The following is a 16975-nucleotide window of genomic DNA, read 5'->3' as shown; positions in this document are numbered from 1 at the left end:
GGTACCGTATTGAAACCCTCTACGACATCATCTCTTCCCCTGTTACTCGCCGGACCCATTTTAAGAAAAACCACCGCGACTGAAGTGGTACTTTGGTTAGCCACCAGCTCGCCTCTTACAGGCAGAGCCGAGCTTCATACTCAAGAAATAGACGATTCTGAAGCAGCACAAGACCAGCCGTTTTATACCTCATCGCTTGAAGAACATGATTCGATTCAAATCGGTACACATGCGTGGATAACGCTAATTCGCTTACAAGGTGAGTTTCCGACTAATACGCTGCTTGAATATGACATTCACACAGAGTCAGGTTCACTAAAAGAGCTCGCCCCTCACCTTGTTTACAACGGTAAATCTCGCGTTGAGTTTAAGATATCGACCTCAGCTGATTACATTCTTCATGGCTCTTGCCGCAACCCGCATCATCCAAGCAAAGACAGCCTAGTTGCAGCCGATAACAAGATGGCCGATCAAACCGTCGCTGAAAGACCTGACATGCTGATGATGAGCGGCGACCAGATTTACGCCGACCATGTGGCAGGGCCAACACTTGATGCTATTCAGCAGGTGATTCAACTGCTTGGCCTTGTAGGTGAGAGCTTACCGACTGACTCGCAAATTAAGCAAATCAACAGCAGTGACGCGCTGTATAGCAGTGAATATCACTTATATCAGCGTCATCACTATTTACCGCACCACACCGCTTCAGAATCCACGCTCGATAAGTTCTTCCTGAATCGTGGCGTGCCGATATTTAGTTCTACCGATTGTGAAAACCACTTGGTCACGCTGTCTGAGTTTATCGCGATGTACTTGTTGGTTTGGTCTCCAACACTGTGGCAATGCGTCAATCGAGAGCGTTTAATTGAGAATAACTTCACGCAAGGTGGACGCCAATTAACACCGACTGAGCAGCAACAGTGGCGGGATGAAAGCGTCATTATGGATGATTTCATTGCTGGCTTACCGCAAGTACAACGTCTGTTCGCGCATATTCCAACTTACATGATCTTCGATGATCACGATGTTACCGATGATTGGAACCTTACTGTGGGTTGGGAGCATGCTGTCGACCAAAACCAGTTCGCCACTCAAGTGATAGGTAACGGCCTTGCGGCTTACTGGATGTGTCAGGGTTGGGGTAACAAACCGGAGAGCTTCGACGAAACGTTTATCGAGCAAGCAAAACAGCTTTTTGTCGCTCAACCGCGCATTACTAAACAAGCGCATAATGAAGCCGATGATAGCAATACTATTCACTCTGTTAGCAATATCGAGCCAGATAAGCATCAAGCCTTTATTGAGATGCTGAGTCGCTTTGAAGAGTGGCATTACACAATAGATACTTCACCCAAAGTCATTGTGTTAGATACTCGAACGCGTCGTTGGCGTTCCGAGTCGCGCATGAATAAGCCTTCAGGTTTGATGGACTGGGAAGCCTTAATTGAGTTTCAGCACCAGTTACTGCATCAAGATAAAGTAGTGATCGTTTCTGCTGCACCGATGTTTGGCGTGAAGTTTATTGAAACACTGCAAAAAATGGCGACCACAATCGGTAAGCCATTGGTGATTGACGCTGAAAACTGGATGGCGCATCCGGGCAGTGCTAATACGCTGATCAGCATCTTTACCCATACCAAAACACCGACCAATTTCGTGGTGCTTTCTGGTGACGTTCACTACTCCTTTGCTTACGATATCAAGCTTAGGTATCGTCGCAACAGCCCGAACATCTATCAAATCACCTGCAGTGGTATTAAAAATCAGTTCCCTGCTCCGCTGCTTAAATTCTGCGATGTATGGGACCGTCTGTTATACAGCCCTCGCTCAGTTTTGAACTACTTCACCAAGCGTAAACGCTTGAAGATCGAAAAGCGAAGCCCCGACAATCAGACCTTCTATCGCCTTTCAAACCGCAGTGCGATTGGAGAATTGAGGCTAGACACTGATGGGAAACCGCAATCGATCACGACACTCAGTGGCGACGGTAAAATTACCCGTTTCCCAGAGCCCGATTGATAAAATGCTCCTTATCGCTCGCGTATCCGTAATGTCAGTTTTTAGTAAAGACGCTTGCGATCACACTCTGTAGACCCAATAGTTATGCTTATGGTTATAGTTGATAGCTATCAGCGTTACGGAACTCGATACAAATTTTAACTGGAGCTCGTTATGTTCAATTCTCTCACATCAATGTTTAAACAATTGATTGAAGGCCAGGACCTAAGCAAAAACCAAGGCACATCACCTAATATCGCCATCGCGAGTTTGTTGTGTGAAGTCGCGGGTGCCGACCATCAGATCAATGAATCAGAAAGAGTCGCTAAGCTACAGCTTCTGCAGCGTTTGCTGGATTTAGATGAAGAACAAGCAAAGGTACTGCTCGCGCAAGCAGAGCCGAAAGTAGAGCAATCAGTATCGCTGTATGACTTTACATCGCAACTCAGAGACCTATCTCAGCCAGTGCGAATCGACTTAATCAAAGCGATGTGGGAAGTAGCGCATGCCGACGGGGAAATTGACCCTATCGAAGATTCTGTGATCCGCAAAACAGCAGAACTGCTCTACGTCGACCACTGTGACTTCATCAAGAGTAAGTTAAGTGTTTTAGGCGAAAATTAGTGCCTGAAATAATGAATTGGAAACTGAAATAAATAAAAGCGACGGGTTAAGAAACCGGTCGCTTTTTTGAATCGGTAAACTGAAAGCTGACTAAACAGGGCTGAGAGGAGCTAAAAATTTAGCTACAACATAGTTAATGTGAGTTTCGCAAGATTATAAGCATCGACATAACCCGAGTGCTGACGACCTTCCCACTCAATATTTTTGGCTTCTTGAGCAGCGCGGTGACCAATGCGTTTGTCTTTCAAGCGATTCTGAACACGGTAAAGCGTTGCGATGTTTAAGAACTCGCTAAACGGAGGCTCGATGCCTTTTTCAATACACTCTTTGTGTAAGATAAGGTCGTCACGTCCCCACGCTGCGTAGATTTTTTTGGGACCACCAAAGTTCTTAATCATCGACTTGATGACAGACTCTAATGGGCGACCCTGCTTTTCGATTTTACGAGGTGTAATGCCCGTTAACTCGGCACAGAATAGAGAGACTTCGTCTTTCTCTGGCTTAACGTAGTATTGTGCTCGCTTCACGATAGTACCGGATGCTAGATCAATCTCAGCAAGACCAACTTCAATGATCTCTCCTGTTGTTCCCACACCGTCTTCGCTCCAACAGCACATTTCCAAATCGAAACACACAACTCGATTGTGATTCATACGTCGCCTAATTCTCTCGTCAAAAATTTTGTGAAATTGTACATGAGCCCAATACAGAACTCGACCCTAGTTGTATCAAGTGCTCATTTAGCCTGCAATTGTCACTCGATTTCGGCCATTCGACTTACTTTGATAGAGCATACTGTCTGTTTTTTGCAGAATCTCTTCCGTGTTTTCATTAGCGTAAATAGCAGCACCAATACTCAAAGTACAACTGAGCTGTCGACCTTTGTGCTCAAAATGAGACTGGCTCACTGTTCTTAGAATACATTGTAAGTATCGTTCTAGGGCTTCATGGTTTGTAATACTAGAAATGATACAGAACTCATCTCCACCTATACGAAACAGGTTATCCCCCTCTTTCAAGCTCACTGAAATCAATTTAATTACATGAATGAGTAAAGCATCCCCTGCAGGGTGACCGAATTGGTCGTTAATGCCTTTGAACTTGTCGACATCAAATCCGATGAGACTAAAGGGTTCATTTCGCTGTATCGCTTTATCTAACATCTTATTGAAAGCACGTCGGTTATAAACCTCGGTCAGGCTGTCGTGGTTGGCTAGAAAACGAAGCTCTTCTGTTCTTTTATCAAGCATTTGATACAAGCGCTCTTTCTCTCGGATTTGCATATTAACGATATACGCCAACAGCAATGAGATAGTTGTTCCGACTAACGCGATTCCGGTTAACACCAGATAACCATAGAAAGAGATGCATGAATCTATTTTGTAATCGACCTTCCAATCTCGATTGGTCAGTGAGATTGTTTTGGTAATGTGGTGCCCAGATACCGCTTCATAACCCTCGGTTTCAAACAATATTGGGGAGTTTTCTGCTTCGAAACCCGTATCGGTAACACGAATATAGACATCCATGTCTCCCACTGCCGAAGCCAGTAGATTTTCAAAGTAGTAAGTCGTTCGAACCACACCAATCACAACGCCAAGTAGATTATCGCTTTCGCCTTCAAACACAGGGTGATAAACCAACATGCCGGTCTTTAGTGTATTTTGATCTAAGCCGTCTTGAAGCAAGCGAACTTTGTCTGAAATATTCGCTTTACGTGTCTGTTTAATATTATCTAAAACCAGCTTGAAGCGCTCACGAGAAAAATAAAAGCCAAGTACATTGTCGTTTGCTTGTGTGTTGGGATACAGGTCACTAGCAATGAACGCCGGCTCACCATCTAAGATGTAACCAAAGACTTTGGCTTCGTGTTTTGGAATAGTGAACAGCTCGTAAGACGGGTATTTTTCTTTCATCTTAGCGGTATGCTCGGCAATCTCGTCTGCTGCCACTTTTTGCATCCACTGCAAGCCAATTAGACTTTTTGAAACATTAATCGTTTGTTGTGCAAAACGATCAAACTTATCCCAGTTTTCAGGATCATTTGCGTAGAAAAAATTAGCACCAGAACCAATGTAAGCCACGTCATTAGCGATAAACGCTTCCAAACTCAGTGTCTGGTGAGTAGTAAAGCTATCCAAATTCATATTTAACGCGCGGTTTTGGTTTAACGCGACTAATATAAAACACAACACAGTAATCAAAAAACTGACCAAAAATACGACCAATGGGAGAGTTCGTCTCTTCAACCCTGTAAGTGGGTCGGTAGTGTGCGGCATGTGGCTTCCAAATAGTCTCTAATGAGTTAAAAGTATATAACGGAAGGGAATCATGCTCTATTTCTGTTTAGTCTTAAAACTGACATAAAACGGGCATTGTTTACCTTGCCCTCACATCGACGACCAATATTCGACCGAATCTCGACTAAATTTCAAGCTAACACACCAAAAACCCACTTGATTAAAAACATTAAATACCACTCTTAAGCCTTGAATATGCTAGTATCCATCCATATTTATAGCTTGAAAGTGACCGTTTCGGCTTAGTGCCAATGAGTTTCTTTCCAACCTGTATATTCCTTTGAACCGACGAATATACCGTTAAATCAATTTTAAAGAGAAATCACTATGATCGTTGATTTGAACCTAATCCCACAAACGTTTGATATGCTTCACGCAGGCCTAACTGCATCAAGCGTTTTACTACTGTTAATTGCCGTTTCTCGTAAAACCAAAGTGGTTGAGAAAGTCGTAGAAAAACCAGTAGAAAAGGTCGTTGAAGTTGAAAAGCCAGTTGAGAAAATTGTCGAAGTAGAGAAAGTAGTAGAAGTTGAACGTGTGATCGAAAAAGTAGTAGAAGTTGAATCTAAGCTTGCTACAGCACCAACAGACTCTGCAATGCAGCTACTGTCTATCATGCAGCAAGAAGCGCGCCTTATCGACTTCTTAAAAGAAGACCTAACGTCATTCTCTGATGAAGAAGTTGGCGCAGCAGCTCGTGTTATTCACACTGGCGGTCAAAAAGTATTGGCTGATTACGTAACGCTGTCTCACATCCGCACTGAAGATGAAGAAACACGTATCACTATCGCTGAAGGTTTCAACCCTCAAGAAATTCGCCTAACTGGCAACGTAACGGGCAATGCACCATTCAACGGCACACTAGTTCACAAAGGTTGGAAAGCAACTGACATGAACCTGCCTAAGCTTGCTGAAAACTACGATGCATCTGTAATTGCACCGGCAGAGGTGGAGCTATAATGGAACACCAAAATCATTCAGCTCAAGAGCCATCTTCTCAAGAGCAAAACCAGGTACCCAAGTTCAGTGTTGGTATCGATTTAGGTACTACACATTGCGTTTTGTCTTACATAGACACAAGCAATGAAGACGCTCGCGTTGAGGTGATGCAAATCCCTCAACTGACGGCGCCAGGTACAGTAGAAACTCGCAGCCAACTTGGCTCGTTCCTATACCAACCGCACGAACATGAAATGAATGCGGGCTCTCGCGTTCTTCCTTGGTCTTCAGAGCCAAAAGCGCTAGTGGGTGCAATTGCTCGTAACCTTGGTTCTAAAACCCCTATCCGTTTGGTAGCAAGTGCAAAATCTTGGTTATGCCACGGTGGTGTTAACCGTCGCGATGCTTTCCTTCCTGCAGGCAGCCCTGAAGAAGTTGAAAAAGTATCTCCGCTTAAGACAACTGAATTGTACCTAGAGCATCTTAAAGACGCATGGAACCACGCAAACCCAGAACACAAACTGGCAGACCAAGATGTAACGATCACGGTTCCAGCTTCGTTTGATCCTGCGGCTCGTGACCTAACAGCAGAAGCTGCACGTAATGTTGGTTTCACTCACCTAACGCTTCTTGAAGAGCCACAAGCGGCTCTGTACAGCTGGATTGATAACAGCAACGACACATGGCGTGATGAAGTAAACGTTGGTGACATCGTTCTTGTTGTCGATATCGGTGGTGGTACAACCGACCTTTCGTTAGTTGAAGTAACACAAGATGACGGCAACCTAAGCCTGAACCGTATCGCAGTAGGTGAACATATCCTACTTGGCGGCGACAACATGGACTTAGCACTGGCTTACCGCTTGAAGATGAAACTGGCGCAAGAAGGCAAAGAACTGGCTCCTTGGCAGGTTCAAGCAATGACTCACGCATGTCGTGATGCGAAAGAAGCACTGCTTAACGATGCTGAACTGCAATCTGTTCCTATCGTTGTTCCAAGCCGTGGTTCTAAACTGCTTGGCGCAACACTGAAAACAGAACTGACTCAGCAAGAAGTTCAACAAACATTAGTGGACGGCTTCTTCCCTAAAGTTGCTGTAACTGAGCACCCTGTACAAAAGACGCGTGGCGCACTGACTCAAATGGGTCTGCCTTACGCTCAAGACGCAGGTATTACTCGTCACATTGCCGCATTCCTTTCTAAGCAAGCGAATGCGCTTTCTGGAAATAGCGAAACGGCTCAGCAAGATTTCAACCCGTTTGCAAACATGCCCGGTATGCCCGGTACGCAAGGGTCAGAAGCGCCAGCGGCAGACTTCATCAAGCCAACAGCAATCCTGTTCAATGGTGGTGTTCTAAAATCGAACCTACTTGCTGATCGTCTTTCAGATACGATCAACGAATGGTTGATCAATGCTGACGAAGAGTTCGCAAAACAGCTTTCAGGTTTAGATTTAGACCTAGCGGTTGCAAGTGGCGCTTCATACTACGGCGCAGTTCGTCGTGGCCAAGGCGTTCGTATCCGCGGTGGTATCGCTTCTTCTTACTACGTAGGAATTGAAAGTGCGATGCCAGCAATCCCAGGTATGGCTCCTCCAATGGAAGCGCTGTGTGTTGCCCCATTTGGTATGGAAGAAGGTTCAAGCGTTCAAGTACCTAGCCAAGAGTTCGGTCTAGTGATTGGTCAGCCAGTACACTTCCAGTTCTTCGGTTCAACCATTCGTCGTGAAGATGAAGCGGGTACACACCTTGATCACTGGGCGCCTGAAGAGCTTGATGAGCTTCCTGAAATCCAAGTGACTCTGCCGGTATCTGAAGGCCGTCGCGAAGGTGAAGTCGTTCCAGTGACCCTGGCTTCTCGCGTTACTGAGTTAGGTACCTTATACCTAGAAGCGATTGCTACTGACAACGGTCAGAAGTGGCACGTTGAGTTCGATGTTCGTGAAGACTCGAATAACGACTCAAACGAACAAGCATAATGAATCAACGGCACCTTAGCGGGTGCCGTTACTTTATCAATGCATTTCTCAATCTAGTCCTGCCTGTTTCTCAGGAATGACGTTTACGAATAACAACAATAAGACCAAAGCTATCAAAAAACTGGTCATCACTCTGGAAGAATAAGGTTTTGTATGGCAACTCCTCGTTTTTTAGTCGGCATTGACTTAGGTACAACCAATACGGTTGTCGCTTACTGTGAAATCAACGACGACCTACAACATGCTCCCGTTTCTCTTTTCGATATTGACCAACTCATCGGCCCCGGTGAAGTGGTTCGCAAGCCCTTACTCCCATCCTTTCGTTACCACCCAGCACAAGGTCAAATATCCCCTTCTGACCTGACAATGCCGTGGGAACCAAGCCCCGTTGAAGGCGATATTAAGAACGTTATCGTCGGTGAATGGGCACGTGAATTAGGCGCTAAGGTTGAAGGCCGCCAAGTATCGAGTGCTAAGAGTTGGCTGTCACACCAAGCGGTGGATCGTAACTCCGACATTCTGCCTTGGGCAGGCGCAGCAGATGTCGATAAAGTCTCGCCAGTTGTGGCGAGTGCAAGCTACCTCAACCACATTCGCCAAGCATGGAACTACCGTAACCCGAGCAACAAGCTTGAAGACCAAGATGTTGTGGTTACCGTTCCTGCTTCCTTCGATGAGACAGCACGTAAGCTAACACTCGAAGCCGCAGAACTGGCGGGCTTAGGTAAGATTCTATTACTCGAAGAGCCGCAAGCCGTTTGTTATGACTGGTATGCCCGTCACCAACAAACCGCAGCAGATGAACTTCAACAAATCCCACTGATTCTAGTGTGTGATGTTGGAGGTGGTACCACCGATTTAAGCTTAATTGAAGCCAAATTCGATGCGAACAGCGACGGTAATAACGAGCTCGCACTCGACCGTATTGGTGTTGGTGAACACTTGATGCTTGGTGGTGATAACCTCGATTTAGCCCTTGCCCACCTTGCAGAGCAACGCTTCAATCAAAACAAAAAGCTGAATGCCTCTAGCCTAACCAAACTGATTCAACAGACTCGCGCCGCAAAAGAGAGCCTGCTTTCTGCCAATGCGCCCGATGATGTAAAGATCACCATGCTGGGCAGCGGTTCAAAACTGCTTGGCGGTACTAAGAGTATTGGTTTAACTAAACAAGAAGTCCATCAAATCGCATTGGAAGGTTTCTTCCCGCTTTCTGAGTTTACTGAAACACCCGACAAACGCCGCAGTGCTGTGGTTGAGTTTGGTCTGCCTTACGTGGCTGACCCTGCGGTGAGTAAGCACGTTGCAGAATTCCTAGCAACGCACCAACAAGTGTCTAAAGCCGCATTGGAAAACTCAGACTCTATTGAGTTCGATGACACCAAACCTGCAATTCCAGTTGGCGTGCTGCTCAATGGTGGTGTGTTTAACAGTGAACTGGTAACAGAGCGAATTACTCAGCTACTGGGCAACTGGAACGGTTCTCCTATCACAGTGCTTGATAACCCTCATCCAGATTGGTCTGTTGCCCTTGGCGCGGTTGCCTTTGGTAAAGCACGCCGCGGTGCACAGCTGAAAATCGGTGGCGGTGCTGCCCGTTCTTACTTCTTGCATCTGCAAGAGAAAAACAAGATGGGTAAAGCGCTTTGTCTGCTTGCCAAAGGAACCGAAGAAGGCCAAGAGATACGCTTGAACAGCCGTCGTTTCTCGCTGACTTTAGGTGAGCCAGTACGATTTAATCTTCTGACTTCAACACACGATCAAATTGCTCATGACACCGCCATTCAAAACGGTGTGATGGTCAATGTAGATGCCGACTTGTTCTCCCCTCTCCCACCGTATATTTCTACGCTGGAAGGCTCAGGTACTGCAGAACTTCAAGCCAACCAAAAAGAGCGTGTTGAAGTACTGCTCGCTTGTCAGTTAACCGAAGTCGGCACATTGAAAATGGAGTGTGTGAGTATAGAAGATGACTCTAAGCGTTGGTTGCTTGAGTTTGAAGTAAGAAACAAGCAAGGCGATGAATCTGATACCTCCGCGCTTCACCCAAGATTGGAAGAGTGTAAGGAGTTGATTTCTCGCCTGTACAGCGGCAACAAGAAGAGTGCTGAATCGAAAGAGATCAAAACACTATCGAAAGATCTTGAGAAGCGACTAGGTAAACGCGATGAATGGGACTTCACGACCCTTCGTCATCTATTTGATACCTTCTCATTAGGTCGTAAACGTCGTCGCCGCTCAGAAGCACACGAGAAGAACTGGCTACGTTTGGCGGGATACTCGCTACGTCCTGGCTTTGGCGATCCGACTGACTCATGGCGTATCGAACAGATTTGGGGCCTTTACCAACAGAACATTCAGTTCAAGAACCACCAAGGCTGGACAGACTGGTGGGTATTCTGGCGTCGTGTCGCTGGTGGGCTAAACCAAGAGCAGCAAGAGAGTATCTTGGCTGACATCGCTAAATACCTTCACCCAGGTGCAATGAAGAACCCTAAGACAGCCAAAGATGCGCAAGATAATGGTTATGAAGCCATGGTCCGTTTAGCGGCGTCACTTGAGCAACTTGAGGTTGAAGACAAAGTGCTGCTGGCAAGTTGGTTCTTAAGCAAAGCGATCAACCATAACCAATTTGAACAGGCTCACTGGTGGGCGCTAGGACGATTAGCATCAAGAACGCCTTTGTATGGCAGCCAACACAGCGTAATTCCTAGAGAGCAAGCTGAACAGTGGTTACCAAAACTGCTTGAACAGAACTGGCAGAAAGAGCAGATGATCGCCTTCGCAGCGGTGATGATTTGTCGAAAAACCGGTGACCGTCAGTTTGATATCTCTGACGACTATCGCAATCAAGTGATTGAGAAGCTTAAGCAAAGCAAGGTACCTGACTCATGGTTAACACTAGTGAGTGAAGTGACTGAGCTTTCTGAGAGTGAATCTAAGCGTGTGTTTGGTGATGCGTTACCAAGCGGATTAAGCCTAATCAATAACTAGGTTTGAAAACGATTAGCTTTCGTTGCTAATGGTAAAGAAGCTAGCAAGAAAAGAAAAAGCCACTTTCGATTCGTTGAAAGTGGCTTTTTTATTGGTGGCTTAAGGCTGGTATGTGTAATCGACTTATAGCTTTTTGGTTAAGAGCCTTAGCCGTGTTGCAGTTCATCATTGTTAATGTTTGGTTCCAGTTGGGTTGATAGGAAAATCCGTATTTTCATAAATGTCAGATAGTTTTTTCGGTTTATTCTCTTTTGCTCCTTTGTTCGATTGATTATGAGTTTCGCTTAAAAGCCATTCCTCATGCATTTTTGCTGAATCCAAAAACTCTGGATCCTCCATTGCTTCCTTGCGAAGTTTATTTACACGTTCGAGAGTATCCCAAATCATAATACTTCACCTCCACTAAGGCAGTAATATAAAGATAGCTCAACCCCATGAAACTTCAACTAACCCAATGAGATAGCGATCTCAATTTCGTAATTCACTCGCTTTAAATGAGTGGATATGGTCACCTTTAGTTGGGCTCAAATAGTGGGTCTTTCCCCATGATCTTCGAAGATCATTAGGCACAAAAAAAGCGAGCTCGATGCTCGCTTTTTGTTTTTCTATCTGTTGATCGAAACACCAACACTCACTCGATTAAATCACACCGAGATTAAGCACGGTTACCGATTTTCACCTTGCCATTGGTAGCAAACCAAAGGGCTTCTGAACGACGACGACCGATTAAAATCGGGCCATCATCGTAGAACAAAAAGTTCTTCCAATGCTTCTTGAAAATCGCCCATTTGGTTTCAAGAACATTGTACTTTTCATAACAAAAATAAACAGTTACGTCATCTTGCCAATCAATAAAGTTAAGAATCTCTTCTGGCATTTCAGGCTCATCCGCTTCCCAATGCGCCATCCAGCTGATCTCTTCATTCCAGTTCGATGCTTTGCTTGGCCAGTCTTGCGAGCTCAGTCGTTCTGCGTCTGGGCTTTGAGGGCTCACGTTCTCTTTCCAGAACTGAGAAGCTCTCGCCTGTGTCATTGGCTTAATCTTTTCCAAGTCCTCTGCCGGCAGCGGCATTGACTGGTGTGTGAAAATCCATTTTCTTTGGTATTCGTCCAAAGTTGTGTATGACATCAAAATTCCTCAAATATCTTCTCAGGCTGATGGATTTACCATGCCTATCTGTTCTTTTTGATGCAGTGACGGTTTCATTTTATCTATGTCGTCACTGCCTCTAAATCTGTATTTACGCTTAATTGGTACTTACGCCTAATGACTATTGATCTCTATACAGCGCGTCTATCTTCCCAGTTTGGGTTAACTAATGCCGTCAGTATATGGTCTTCCCATTTACCGTTAATCTGTAGGTAGTCTTTAGCAAAACCTTCTCGGACAAAACCAAGATGTTCTAATACACCAGCACTGCGTTCGTTGTGAGGCATGTAGCCCGCCATTAAGCGGTGCATGTTCTGCACATCAAACATGTAGTCTTTGGCCATGCTCAAACCTCTGCGCATGTAACCATGGCCTTGTGCACTTTGCGCCAATGAGTAACCGACATTACAAGCGTAGAACGGGAAACGCGACAAATTACTGAACGATATGGTGCCTAACATTTCATTAGAGTCAGCGTTAATCAGTAAACAGTAATAGCCTAGCCCCATTTTATGAAGCTCGTTTAACTTAATCAGTCGCTGCGCCCAACTCGCTCTATCAAAGAACGCATCTTCGCGTATCGGCTCCCAAGGTTTCAGGTACTCTCTGTTAAACTGAAAGTACTCGCTGATCATGCCAGCGTCATCGATTTCAGCCGTGCGTAAAATCAGATTACCATCATGCTTATAAATGCGCTCTGGTGTACTCAAATCTTCCATAATCTTGTTCTTATTCGATCAGTTCTTTCTGATACCGTAATCACGAAGCTTATTCGCAATTGAGGTATGAGATACATTCAAACGTTTTGCTAGCTTACGGCTTGATGGGAAAGACTGATAAAGCTTCTCTAGAATCTGAGATTCATAGTCTTTCATGATTTCATCGAGCGAACCATCTAAGCTCAGGTTCGCCATTCCTGCCGTCAATGTTTCAAGCTGTGGCAAGTGGAATTGCTCAACCGTTAGCGTGTCTGAATCCAACTCTGTTAGTGCGCGTAGAACCATGTTGTCTAACTGACGAATGTTGCCCGGCCATTGGTAATTACCAAGCTGGTCGACTAACTCTTGAGTCAATTTTGGTTTTAACATACCTAACTGCTGCGCGTACTTTGCAACGAACAGTTCCAATAGCGGTGCTACGTCGTTTGAGCGTTCACGCAATGCAGGGATAGACAGAGTCAGTACATTCAAGCGGTAAAACAAATCTTCACGGAACGAACCCGAGTCGGCTAATTCAGAAAGACGGTGGCGCGTTGATGCAATAATACGAACATCAGCGTGCATCTCTTCTTCTTCACCAACACGACGGAATGAACCATCTTGTAGGAAACGCAGCAATTTGATTTGTAGATGCGGGCTCATCTCGCCAATTTCATCTAAAAATACGGTACCGCCATTCGCTTGTTCGAAAATACCTTTATGACCTTGCTCATGGTTGAATGAACCCGGCGCATGACCAAACAATTCCGTTTCCGCTACGTCATCAGGCATCGATGCACAGCTTAGAATCAAGAATGGGAAAGACGATCGATTTGAACGGTTATGACACGCTTTTGCCAACATCTCTTTGCCTGTCCCTGTATCGCCTTCAATTAATAGAGGCTGATCCAGCATAGCCAATTTCTTAGCTTGGCTGATCAAGGCTTTATGGCGATTAGAGACACCAACAAAGTGTTCGAAACCTAGGTTGTTCTGTTCTGGGATTGAATCTGGCGAGTTCATCTCTTGATTACAAGAGCGAATCGTCATTACTGCGCTTGCCAGTACCGCTTCGTTGACATCACCACCAAGGTAAATCGGCAGGATCTCAATAGAGAAATCTAAACCATCTAACACGACAACTTCACGATGGCGCGTTACATCGCCTTCGATCCAGCGAGCAAAGTTAAAGCTAGGAACAAACGTCGCTAGCGGTTCACCGATGACTGCGTCTTCTTGCTTATTAAAAAGGTTCAATGCAGCGTGGTTAGCCATATCGACTGAGCCTTTAAGGTCAATCGCAATAACAGGATCAGGTAGGTTTGCCAGCAGAGCAATCAGCTCTGTGTTATGCCTTTCGCTTGGCATAAATTGGATTTTACGTACATCCTTCACACCTGAAATTCGGCGAATTTCAGCCATAAGTTCACTAAAAGCATCAAAATCGATATCAGGGCAGTTTAGGTAAATAATACCTTTAACATCAATTTCGATTCCTCTTAAATCAATGCTTTTTGAGGCCAAGATATCGAGCAACTCACGTGTTAAGCCGAGTCTGTCTTCACACAATACTTCAAGACGCACAAATAGTCCTATTATAGGTGTCAGGATAAGTTGACAGTAGTGTGGATTAAGCTCTGAGTTCAGTCAAGAAGAAGAGTAAACATATGTTTACTCTTCTTCTCAAACTATTGAGCTTTAAATGCTTTATTTGAGAGTGATACGCTTTATTTCTGAAAGGACGGCTTTGCGGAGGTCTGCCAGTTTTACTTTTCTCTCGTTATGCCAAGGCATAGGTCGAAGCAATGTCATGGCTTTTAGACCCAGTCTTGCAGTAAGAATACCAACACCTAGCCCCTGCCCTGCTCGAGCTGAGACTTTGCCTGCAAGATCCATCGAGACGAGATCCATACTTGCATCAATTGCGAGTTCACTGGCTCCCGCTGCTGCCATGTTGATTAACACCAATTTAAATAGCTTAATCCTAGACCAGTAGCCAAGCTCAATGCCATACACATCAGCAAGCTTGTCGATCATGGTGAAATTTCGCCAAGCCACCAGCAACATATCAGCCGCCGCCAATGGACTCACTGCAACCAAAGCCGCCGATTCGGTCGAAAACTTAGTGACGATTTGAGTCGCTACTTTGTCTTGTTGACTCACGACTAACGCATCGTACATATCCAACACTTCTGCATCACTGTGTGCTGGGTTAATGCTGTTTCGCCACTTATCGTACGAAGGAGACTCAGCGATAATGCCACCTTGCTTGGCGATGTTTTCACAGAACGCTTTGCCCTTGCCGACACTTTGACTTTGGAGTAGCTCTTCACTCTGCTCTTGGACACTAAAGTGATCTTTAAGTGAACGCAGTTTCCACAGCTCTTTGCCTATCGCGCCTAAACCCAATGAAGCAATGGCAGCAATAAAGCCTGCCCAACCTAACGCAAGCCAGTCAGCGGTTTGAATAGCAGTAATGACAGAGTCAATCGCCTGCCAGCCCACCAGACCGGAGAAAGCGACAAGTAAGCCCGTTCCAAACCACTTCTTCTTTTTGCTTGGTCGAATCACTTGTTCCAATTGCTGCTCAGCTTCACCATCAAGTTCGGCTTCCACTTGCGGTGCGACAGGGACAAATTTCTCTTGCTCTGTGAACAGTTGTTGAGCACCTAAATCCAGGCCAACGTCGGTCTTGTCTTGCTCATCAAAAGAGGTCTTCAACGGTTCATTAAAGACCTGCTTTGTTTTTAATTCACTCATTTTGATTGCCTCAATTACTTCAACTTGTCGCCAATGAGATACTCTAAAACCTTGTCGACTCTTAGATGTTGGCAAGGCTCATCGGAATGTTGCTCCATCGGTCTAAAGTTCGTGAAATCAAACTGGTTGGTTTCCCAATACTGTTTGTTGGGCAACTTACGCGGCACCTCTCCCGGATACATGGTTTGAGGGACATTATCCAAAGTCACACCTTGCAACGCCGGAACATTGTCTGAGCCAGACGAGATATAACCCGCGCTGGTCGCTTGAATAGACGCGATACTCATACAACTCATGTCGATGTGTTCAAACGCCGCCTGCTGCCAAGCCGGATGTACCATCTGTTGTAACAGTGACACCAAGTTCGGATGTTGATCCGGTGTCACGTGGTCAGCCTTGGTGGCTGCAAACAAGATCTTGTCGATCTTCGGCGCAAATAAACGTCTTAAGATATTGCTTCGACCGTACTTAAAGCTCTTAAGTAACTGTTCTAACGCGCCACGCATATCCATGAAAGAGTCATAGCCCGCATTAAGTGGCTGTAAGCAATCCACCAACACGATTTGTCTGTCGAACGTCGCGAAGTGATTCTTGTAGAACGCTTTCACGACCTTCTGTTGATACTCTTCATAACGCGCTTTCAGTACCGCATAGTTACTTGTTTTTGAGAACTTACCCTCAGGTGCGAGACACGGGAAGAATTGCAACACAGGCGCGCCTTCAAGCTCACCCGGTAATACGAATCGACCCGGTTGAACCCAATGCAATCCGTTACTTTTACAAGTATGAAGGTACTGGGTGTAGCTATCGGCAATCGCGACCAGTTTCTTTTCGTCTGCTTCTGCTAGCAAATCGATATCACCACGCATTACGTTCCACTGTTGCGAGTAAGTTTCTCTGTCGCCTTTCAATGCGGCAAACTGAGATTGGCTCCAGGTATCGAAGTCCATGTCCAGTAACGGCAAATCAAGCAGCCATTCACCTGGATAATCGACAATATCGAGATAAAGGGTGCTGTTTTTACTCAGCAGCTTTTTCGCGCCCTTTGCAGGCTTATATTTGATGGCTAGACGAATCTCACTGACATCACGCGTTGGCACCGGCCATTCTGGTGGCTGTGCATTCAACGACTCCATCGCTTCATCATAAGAGAAGCGTGGAATCATCATGTTGTGTTGCGGGATACGCTTTGCGCCAATAATTCTTCCATCTCTCGCCGATGCAAGCAGTGGCAAGTTTTTGTGGGTAGACGTATGAAGAAGCTGATTAACCAGCGAAGTAATGAATGCTGTCTTACCCGCACGAGAGAGCCCCGTGACCGCTACTCGAATATGAGAATCCGTTCCTCTGCTTATAAAGTCACTCATTTCTTGAGTTAGGTGTTTCATTTGAACGACTCCGTGATAGTTAGGCTAGCTGGTTATGATAATAGAAAGGCAAGCCTATGTTCTTTCCCCGTTGGGATAGTTTGTATGCTTTTGCTTATGTTGATGAGTATGCAATACACATTCTTAATGCTAGATGAATAAAAGC

At 45.4% G+C, this 16975-nt stretch carries 13 protein-coding genes; 5 read left to right on the top strand and 8 right to left on the bottom strand.

Going from position 1 to position 16975, the window contains the following annotated elements:
• Positions 1–9: 9 nt before the first annotated feature.
• The gene (locus AB4585_RS02495) at positions 10–2019 is read left to right on the top strand and encodes an alkaline phosphatase family protein (RefSeq protein ID WP_372169299.1); all 2010 of its coding nucleotides are present in this window, start codon (positions 10–12) and stop codon (positions 2017–2019) included.
• A gap of 153 nt (positions 2020–2172) precedes the next feature.
• Positions 2173–2622 carry a TerB family tellurite resistance protein gene (locus tag AB4585_RS02490; RefSeq protein ID WP_017060439.1) on the top strand — a complete coding sequence of 150 codons (450 nt, stop codon included), beginning with the start codon at positions 2173–2175 and terminating at the stop codon, positions 2620–2622.
• A gap of 122 nt (positions 2623–2744) precedes the next feature.
• On the opposite strand, the gene AB4585_RS02485 is transcribed toward AB4585_RS02490, so the two are convergent.
• Together AB4585_RS02485 and AB4585_RS02480 are read right to left on the bottom strand one after the other, a co-directional pair.
• Complete coding sequence (locus AB4585_RS02485; protein ID WP_017068784.1) at positions 2745–3275, bottom strand: 3'-5' exonuclease; 531 nt, start codon at positions 3273–3275, stop codon at positions 2745–2747.
• A gap of 87 nt (positions 3276–3362) precedes the next feature.
• Positions 3363–4901 (bottom strand): sensor domain-containing diguanylate cyclase, encoded by a 1539-nt coding sequence (locus AB4585_RS02480; RefSeq protein WP_136974818.1) that lies wholly within the window; start codon positions 4899–4901, stop codon positions 3363–3365.
• A gap of 348 nt (positions 4902–5249) precedes the next feature.
• Here AB4585_RS02480 and AB4585_RS02475 point away from each other — a divergent pair, with 348 nt between their 5' ends.
• From AB4585_RS02475 to AB4585_RS02465, 3 genes are all read left to right on the top strand, one after another.
• The gene (locus AB4585_RS02475; protein ID WP_017060436.1) at positions 5250–5882 is read left to right on the top strand and encodes a DUF2760 domain-containing protein; all 633 of its coding nucleotides are present in this window, start codon (positions 5250–5252) and stop codon (positions 5880–5882) included.
• Positions 5882–7840, top strand: a complete 1959-nt coding sequence (locus AB4585_RS02470; RefSeq protein ID WP_372169298.1) for an Hsp70 family protein — start codon at positions 5882–5884, stop codon at positions 7838–7840. Before AB4585_RS02475 ends, AB4585_RS02470 begins: the two co-directional genes overlap by 1 nt.
• A gap of 153 nt (positions 7841–7993) precedes the next feature.
• Positions 7994–10834, top strand: a complete 2841-nt coding sequence (locus AB4585_RS02465; protein WP_017067721.1) for an Hsp70 family protein — start codon at positions 7994–7996, stop codon at positions 10832–10834.
• A 171-nt stretch (positions 10835–11005) separates the two neighbouring features.
• Here AB4585_RS02465 and AB4585_RS02460 read toward each other — a convergent pair whose 3' ends face one another.
• From AB4585_RS02460 to AB4585_RS02435, 6 genes are all read right to left on the bottom strand, one after another.
• Complete coding sequence (locus AB4585_RS02460) at positions 11006–11221, bottom strand: hypothetical protein (RefSeq protein ID WP_017065431.1); 216 nt, start codon at positions 11219–11221, stop codon at positions 11006–11008.
• Between the two features lie 268 nt (positions 11222–11489).
• The gene (locus tag AB4585_RS02455; protein WP_017060433.1) at positions 11490–11963 is read right to left on the bottom strand and encodes a DUF2947 domain-containing protein; all 474 of its coding nucleotides are present in this window, start codon (positions 11961–11963) and stop codon (positions 11490–11492) included.
• Between the two features lie 152 nt (positions 11964–12115).
• Positions 12116–12703, bottom strand: a complete 588-nt coding sequence (rimJ, locus tag AB4585_RS02450; protein ID WP_372138990.1) for a ribosomal protein S5-alanine N-acetyltransferase — start codon at positions 12701–12703, stop codon at positions 12116–12118.
• 18 nt (positions 12704–12721) lie between these two features.
• Complete coding sequence (gene tyrR / locus AB4585_RS02445) at positions 12722–14266, bottom strand: transcriptional regulator TyrR (protein WP_229647229.1); 1545 nt, start codon at positions 14264–14266, stop codon at positions 12722–12724.
• A gap of 123 nt (positions 14267–14389) precedes the next feature.
• On the bottom strand, positions 14390–15442 hold the full coding sequence (locus AB4585_RS02440) for a YcjF family protein (RefSeq protein ID WP_372169297.1): 1053 nt from the start codon (positions 15440–15442) through the stop codon (positions 14390–14392).
• Between the two features lie 14 nt (positions 15443–15456).
• Complete coding sequence (locus AB4585_RS02435) at positions 15457–16830, bottom strand: YcjX family protein (protein WP_372169296.1); 1374 nt, start codon at positions 16828–16830, stop codon at positions 15457–15459.
• Positions 16831–16975 lie beyond the last annotated feature (145 nt).

Source organism: Vibrio sp. 10N.222.49.C9, assembly GCF_041474985.1.
Classification (GTDB): domain Bacteria; phylum Pseudomonadota; class Gammaproteobacteria; order Enterobacterales; family Vibrionaceae; genus Vibrio; species Vibrio crassostreae_C.
Note: the sequence above shows the minus strand (reverse complement) of the source record. Positions and strands in the feature narration are given on the sequence as shown.

Bases quoted from the DNA above. Each gene is read 5' to 3' on its own strand.
- AB4585_RS02440 (WP_372169297.1), bottom strand. From the start codon at position 15,442: ATGAGTGAATTAAAAACAAAGCAGGTCTTTAATGAACCGTTGAAGACC.
- rimJ (WP_372138990.1), bottom strand. From the start codon at position 12,703: ATGGAAGATTTGAGTACACCAGAGCGCATTTATAAGCATGATGGTAAT.
- AB4585_RS02455 (WP_017060433.1), bottom strand. From the start codon at position 11,963: ATGTCATACACAACTTTGGACGAATACCAAAGAAAATGGATTTTCACA.
- AB4585_RS02485 (WP_017068784.1), bottom strand. From the start codon at position 3,275: ATGAATCACAATCGAGTTGTGTGTTTCGATTTGGAAATGTGCTGTTGG.
- AB4585_RS02460 (WP_017065431.1), bottom strand. From the start codon at position 11,221: ATGATTTGGGATACTCTCGAACGTGTAAATAAACTTCGCAAGGAAGCA.
- AB4585_RS02465 (WP_017067721.1), top strand. From the start codon at position 7,994: ATGGCAACTCCTCGTTTTTTAGTCGGCATTGACTTAGGTACAACCAAT.
- AB4585_RS02480 (WP_136974818.1), bottom strand. From the start codon at position 4,901: ATGCCGCACACTACCGACCCACTTACAGGGTTGAAGAGACGAACTCTC.
- AB4585_RS02435 (WP_372169296.1), bottom strand. From the start codon at position 16,830: ATGAAACACCTAACTCAAGAAATGAGTGACTTTATAAGCAGAGGAACG.
- AB4585_RS02490 (WP_017060439.1), top strand. From the start codon at position 2,173: ATGTTCAATTCTCTCACATCAATGTTTAAACAATTGATTGAAGGCCAG.
- AB4585_RS02475 (WP_017060436.1), top strand. From the start codon at position 5,250: ATGATCGTTGATTTGAACCTAATCCCACAAACGTTTGATATGCTTCAC.
- AB4585_RS02470 (WP_372169298.1), top strand. From the start codon at position 5,882: ATGGAACACCAAAATCATTCAGCTCAAGAGCCATCTTCTCAAGAGCAA.